The organism is Oleiphilus sp. HI0061, from assembly GCF_001635675.1.
Genome location: NZ_LWFE01001096.1, coordinates 1 through 5,545, shown reverse-complemented (window position 1 = coordinate 5,545; position 5,545 = coordinate 1). Strand labels below are relative to the sequence as shown.

At 44.3% G+C, this 5,545-nt stretch carries 7 protein-coding genes; 1 reads left to right on the top strand and 6 read right to left on the bottom strand.

Annotated features, from left to right (window positions below):
• Positions 1-556: permease (locus A3735_RS15685; protein ID WP_068508442.1), on the top strand; the 556-nt coding region annotated here is incomplete at its 5' end.
• An 82-nt stretch (positions 557-638) separates the two neighbouring features.
• On the opposite strand, the gene tmk is transcribed toward A3735_RS15685, so the two are convergent.
• The 6 genes from tmk to A3735_RS15655 form a co-directional block, all read right to left on the bottom strand.
• Positions 639-1,259 (bottom strand): dTMP kinase, encoded by a 621-nt coding sequence (gene tmk / locus A3735_RS15680; protein ID WP_068506751.1) that lies wholly within the window; start codon positions 1,257-1,259, stop codon positions 639-641.
• 45 nt (positions 1,260-1,304) lie between these two features.
• Positions 1,305-2,351 (bottom strand): endolytic transglycosylase MltG, encoded by a 1,047-nt coding sequence (mltG, locus tag A3735_RS15675; protein ID WP_082865125.1) that lies wholly within the window; start codon positions 2,349-2,351, stop codon positions 1,305-1,307.
• A gap of 25 nt (positions 2,352-2,376) precedes the next feature.
• Positions 2,377-3,234, bottom strand: a complete 858-nt coding sequence (gene pabC, locus A3735_RS15670; RefSeq protein ID WP_082885899.1) for an aminodeoxychorismate lyase — start codon at positions 3,232-3,234, stop codon at positions 2,377-2,379.
• A gap of 2 nt (positions 3,235-3,236) precedes the next feature.
• Positions 3,237-4,484 (bottom strand): beta-ketoacyl-ACP synthase II, encoded by a 1,248-nt coding sequence (gene fabF / locus A3735_RS15665; protein ID WP_068506753.1) that lies wholly within the window; start codon positions 4,482-4,484, stop codon positions 3,237-3,239.
• Positions 4,485-4,576: 92 nt separating this feature from the next.
• Positions 4,577-4,810: an acyl carrier protein gene (gene acpP / locus A3735_RS15660; protein WP_068506755.1), complete on the bottom strand. Its 234-nt coding sequence runs from the start codon at positions 4,808-4,810 to the stop codon at positions 4,577-4,579.
• A 443-nt stretch (positions 4,811-5,253) separates the two neighbouring features.
• The coding region (locus A3735_RS15655; protein ID WP_156499710.1) for an SDR family oxidoreductase at positions 5,254-5,545 on the bottom strand (292 nt) is incomplete at its 5' end.

The window sequence follows — 5,545 nt, the reverse complement described above, 5'->3', positions numbered from 1 at the left end:
GATGGTATTGGCAATTACCACCGGCTGGTTGTTTGATCGACTAGAACAGAAAGGCTCTCTTCCGCAAAATAGCGTTGCGAATGACTTGCCTGAAGACTTTCAATTTTGGCGTGAAGCTAAATCCAAATTTGCATCGGTAGAATGGACACAAGCGCTAGCCCTTGATATCGGCAAGCGCGGCTTAAACGGTTCTAGAATGGTGATCCGCTGGTTGTTATTTGGTGTTCTATTAGCGTCAGCGATTAGAGGCTTCGTTTCGTTGGAGGACTTCCAAAATTACTTCGGGCCAACGCTGCTTGGTCTAGGAGCAACCTTGATCGCAGCAACAATCATTGAAGTATGCTCCGAAGGCTCGACCCCTATAGCGGCCGACTTGATGAATCGAGCCAATGCCCCCGGTAATAGCTTTGCATTTTTAATGACAGGCGTAGCGACCGATTACACTGAAGTGATGGTAATAAAAGACACAATGAAGTCTTGGAAGACAGCACTATATTTACCTTTGCTAACCGTACCACAGGTGATCGTGGTTGCAATGATATTGAATAGTGTTTAACAATCGAACGTAGGCAGAGGGTTCCATCCCTTATATGAATCTACACCGTGCTAACCCGCCTGCGAGCCATGGAAGGCTCTGCCTACAGGATATTCTCAAGCACGACTGAAATACTTGATTGTACCTCTTCCAAACTTTGTGTTGCGTCAACTATTTTAAATCGCTTTGGCTCAGCTTCTGCACGCGCTAAATAGTTATCTCTAACATTATTAAAAAACTCTGCCTGTTCTTCCTCAAAGCGATCTAGGGCACCACGATTTTTTGCACGCGCCATGCCTACTTCAATCGGAGCATCTAATAAAAGAGTCAGGTCTGGGCGTACGTCTCCCTGAACAAAGTTTTCAAGTAAGGCTACTTTTTCAGAAGGTACACCACGCCCGCCAGATTGATAAGCATAAGTTGCATCGGTGAAACGATCAGAAATCACCCAAACACCTTTTTCCAACGCAGGTAAAATCTTTTGGTGAAGGTGCTGAGCGCGTGCGGCAAACATAAGAAGTAACTCGGTTTCTGACGCTACTGTTTCTTCCCGGTTCTTAATGAGCACTTCACGAATCTCTTCGGCCAAATGCGTTCCGCCAGGCTCTCGGGTAATGATGGATTCAATTCCCTTTGACGCTAACGCTTCTTGAATAAAAGCGATGTTGGTAGACTTGCCAACGCCTTCGCCACCTTCAATCGTGATAAATAAACCTTTGTCCACACTGTACCTTCTTATTTGGAATTGAGCTTGCTCTGAAATCAAGCCTTACTGGCTTGAACGGTAGTCTTTGCGACGTCTTAACTGGTACTTACGAACGGCATTGTTATGCTCGTCGATAGTTGCTGAAAATTGATGAGTGCCATCACCTTTTGCGACGAAATATAGGCTAGAGCCTTCTTTAGGGTGCAGCGCTGCATGAATGGCACTACGCCCTACTAAAGCGATAGGAGAAGGAGGTAAGCCCTTTATTCGGTAGGTGTTGTAGGCCGTCAGCTCTTTCAGGTGCTTACGGGTGATATTGCCTTGATAGCGATCACCTAAGCCATAGATGACGGTCGGGTCCGTTTGTAGACGCATTCCCTTAATCAGCCGCCTATTAAATACACCTGCGATTTCAGTTCGCTCATGTGCTGCTCCCGTTTCTTTTTCCACAATCGAAGCCAAGGTAAGCGCTTCATACGAGCCCTTCAATACGGTACTTTTATCTCTAGCCTGCCATTCTTCTTGCAAAATGTTCTGCAAACGCTGATGAGCACGCTTTAGGATTGATAGATCCGTATCGCCTTTATGGTACGCATAAGTATCAGGATAGAACTGCCCTTCCAGGTGCTTTATATCGTTCTTAGAGTTCAATGCCTGGATAAGTTCATCATCGCTCTTCCCTTCCAAGGTTTTACTTAGCTTCTCTTGAAGCGCCAGGGTCTTTAAGGCATCTCTGTAGCTCGTTCCTTCGATAAACTGAACCTGGTAACGAATCTGGTTATTGGATGTCAGCCACTCAAAAATAGCAGGAAGCGTCATAGGCCCTTGTAGACTGAACTCACCTGCTTTAATTTTACTAGCAAGCTTATTTTGCTTTGCGTAGACCTTTGCGACCCAGGGGTTAATGTCAGCCCCTTTTTCAATCAAGTTCCTCAACACTGAGTTGAAGCTACTGCCTTTGGGTATTTCTATTTCGAGAACGTCTCGTGGAAAGGCTATTGCTCGCTCTAATTCAGATTGATAATAACGATATATACCGGCACTGAGCATCAGCACAAAAATAATAAGCAGCAGAATAAAACGAGCGATAAAAGAGCGATTTGCAGGCACGATAGTTAATGTCGAAAAAGGTTATTTAATATGAAAAGCTAGTCTTCAAATGAGACTGAATGATTCCACAATTTTTATGTATTGCATAGCGCTTACCAGCAAATTCTTTCACTGGCCAAAGACCAAAGACACTATTGATAACAGCTAAACCGTCTGCAGACTTTGAGTCCTCGATACTAATTTCCGCTTCACGAAGCGCTAGCCCTGTTAAAGCAGCGTTATCGAGTAGATATTGACGTAAAGTACCCGCCACACCGGCACCCGATATATTCGGAGTAATAATATCTTTGCCTGTGAAAATGAGTAGATTGCTTTTAGTGCCTTCTACCACATTATTCTTGTAGTCCAACATCAAGCCTTCTTCATACCCTGACTTAGCCAAATCCTTTGAAGCAAGCACCTGATCTAGACGATTGAGGTGTTTTATCCCTGCCAGAACTGGCTGATGCGAGAGCTTATGGTCACATAAATGGAGAGTAATTCCCTGGGCGGAGTTTGTCTCAGGAAATTCGGGAGACTCAAAGACTTGAGTGATAAAGTTTAGTTCCGGCTCATCGGGTGGCGTATAACCTCGACCACCTTGTCCACGCGTAAGAATCACTTTGATTATCGCTCGCTTAAGGTGAGCGGCTTTAGTCAGGTCTTTCAAAGCCAAGCCAACATAACGCTCAAACTTACCAGCAAGCATTTCAGTTTCACCTAAATCAAGCGCCTTAGTGCCACGTTTAAATCGTTCCAGATGATAACTTAGAAGAGGAATTTTTCCATCGACCACTCTAAGCGTTTCAAATAAACCATCTCCGTAGGCAAGGCCCCGATCAGCGATATCGATTGCCGAGGTCTCAAGCTCATTGACTAACGTTAAGTGAGCTCGCGTTTTCATTTCTAATCTTCCAAGGCCTGAAAGATTAAAGTGCCATTAGTACCGCCAAAACCAAAGGAGTTCGATAGAGCAGCTTTTATCGGAGCTTTCCTGGCAGTATGTGCCACGAAATCCAAATCACACCCTTCTTCAGGCTCATCGAGGTTAATCGTTGGTGGCGCTACTTGATCAGTGATAGCTTTTACAGAAAAGATTGCCTCAATCGCGCCAGCAGCCCCTAACAAGTGACCAGTCATTGACTTGGTTGAACTAACAAGCAAAGAGCTAGAATGTTCTTTAAACAGGTCTTTGATCGCTTTGCATTCTGCCACATCACCAAGCGGAGTTGAGGTGCCGTGAGCATTAATATAATCAATCGATTCTGGTTCTATTCCTGCATCGTTGATAGCATTTTCCATAGCGGTTCTTGCGCCTGAACCATCTTCAATAGGCGAAGTAATATGGAAGGCATCATCACTCATACCAAAGCCGGTTAGCTCAGCATAGATTGTTGCACCACGCGCTTTTGCGTGCTCCAACTCTTCCAAAACCAGTGCACCTGCGCCATCAGATAGTACAAACCCGTCTCGACCTTTATCCCAAGGGCGGCTGACTTCTTCAGCAGGTCGGTCATTGGAAGACAATGCCTTAGCATTGCTAAAACCTGCAACAGCAATTGGTGTTGTCGCCATTTCAGCACCACCGGCTATCATCACATCGGCATCACCATAGGCAATCGTTCTTGCTGCGTAACCAATGTTATGAGTGCCCGTAGTACAAGCTGTGACTACCGCTATATTTGGGCCTTTAAAGCCATATTTAATCGCGATATTCCCGGCAATCATATTGATAATAGAGCTGGGTACAAAAAAGGGAGAAACTTTACGAGGCCCTGATTTCACGTAGGTATCACGTACAGTCTCAATGGTTTCAATTCCTCCGATTCCAGAACCAAAGGCAACACCAATCCGCTTTTTCTGATCTGAATCCAAGTCTTCTAAAGATGCATCTTTTACTGCCTGCATACCTGCAATCAGGCCGTACTGCATGAAGATATCCATGCGACGCGCTTCTTTACGGTCAATATAATCATTCACTTCCAGGTCCGAAATCTGCCCGCCAATTTTGACGTTAAAGTTCTCAGTATCAAAGCGAGAAATATTTGATATGCCGCTCTTCCCTTCAAGCGCTGCATTCCACGACTCAGACACGCTATTACCAAGCGGAGAAAGCATCCCCATCCCTGTGACTACCACTCGTCTTTTTGACATACCTTGCCTCTAACTTTTAAATATCGACCTAAACAAACAAAAAAAAACCGCCCAGAGATTTCACAAAGGACGGTTCTTTTTATGAACTTCTATTACTGGTTAGCAATAATGAAGTCGATAGCTTCCTGGACTGTAGAAAGCTTTTCAGCTTCTTCATCAGGAATTTCAGTTTCAAATTCCTCTTCCAAAGCCATTACCAATTCAACAGTATCAAGAGAATCTGCACCTAAGTCTTCAACAAAAGAAGAAGTATTTTGGACTTCTGAATCTTTAACACCTAGTTGTTCACATACGATTTTCTTAACACGCTCTTCTACAGTACTCATAATTTCCTCTCATTAATATAGATCAAGCTGACAAGTATTCTATCTCTGAAATATTTCAGTTTAAAAACAGCTTCGTACTTAATTACCTAGCTATTGTCTGCTTCATTTATTCATGGCGATGTAGTCTAGATCAAAGCAATGATAGAGACAAGCAGCAAAACATCACTCTTTGATCTCAATCAGGCCACCAAAAAATAGTATTTCGGCCAAATACATGGGAACCACCATACCCTACCCTCATTCACGCAGTATTTTGAGAGGGAATCCATCCAAGTCTTAACCTTATGGCTCCCGGCTCAAACACTACCGGGATGACGAAAAGACTGATTCGGGGTACTACCGGAATAACAACAGGACAAATTCGAGATGCTACCGGAATAACAACAAGATTTATTCGAGATGCTACTGGAATAACAACAAGACTAATTCAGGATATTCCCGTTTTAGCCCATAAACATCCCACCGTTTACATGGATCGTTTCACCAGTAATATAACTTGCTTGCTGAGATGCCAAAAACCCTACTACCGAAGCCACTTCTTCGGGCTGCCCCAAGCGCTGCATCGGTATTGTCGCCAACATACTCGCTTTTACGGTATCGGAAAGCTCTTCTGTCATGCTCGTCTCAATGAAACCCGGGGCCACTGAGTTAACTGTAATGCCTCGCCCACTAATCTCTTTTGCCAAAGAGCGGCTAAAGCCCTCTATGCCTGCCTTGGCAGCACAATAGTTTGCC

What these genes read in the sequence shown, in the direction of transcription:
- pabC (WP_082885899.1), bottom strand. Translation starts at nt 3,234, where the DNA reads ATGAAAACGCGAGCTCACTTAACGTTAGTCAATGAGCTTGAGACCTCG.
- acpP (WP_068506755.1), bottom strand. Translation starts at nt 4,810, where the DNA reads ATGAGTACTGTAGAAGAGCGTGTTAAGAAAATCGTATGTGAACAACTA.
- fabF (WP_068506753.1), bottom strand. Translation starts at nt 4,484, where the DNA reads ATGTCAAAAAGACGAGTGGTAGTCACAGGGATGGGGATGCTTTCTCCG.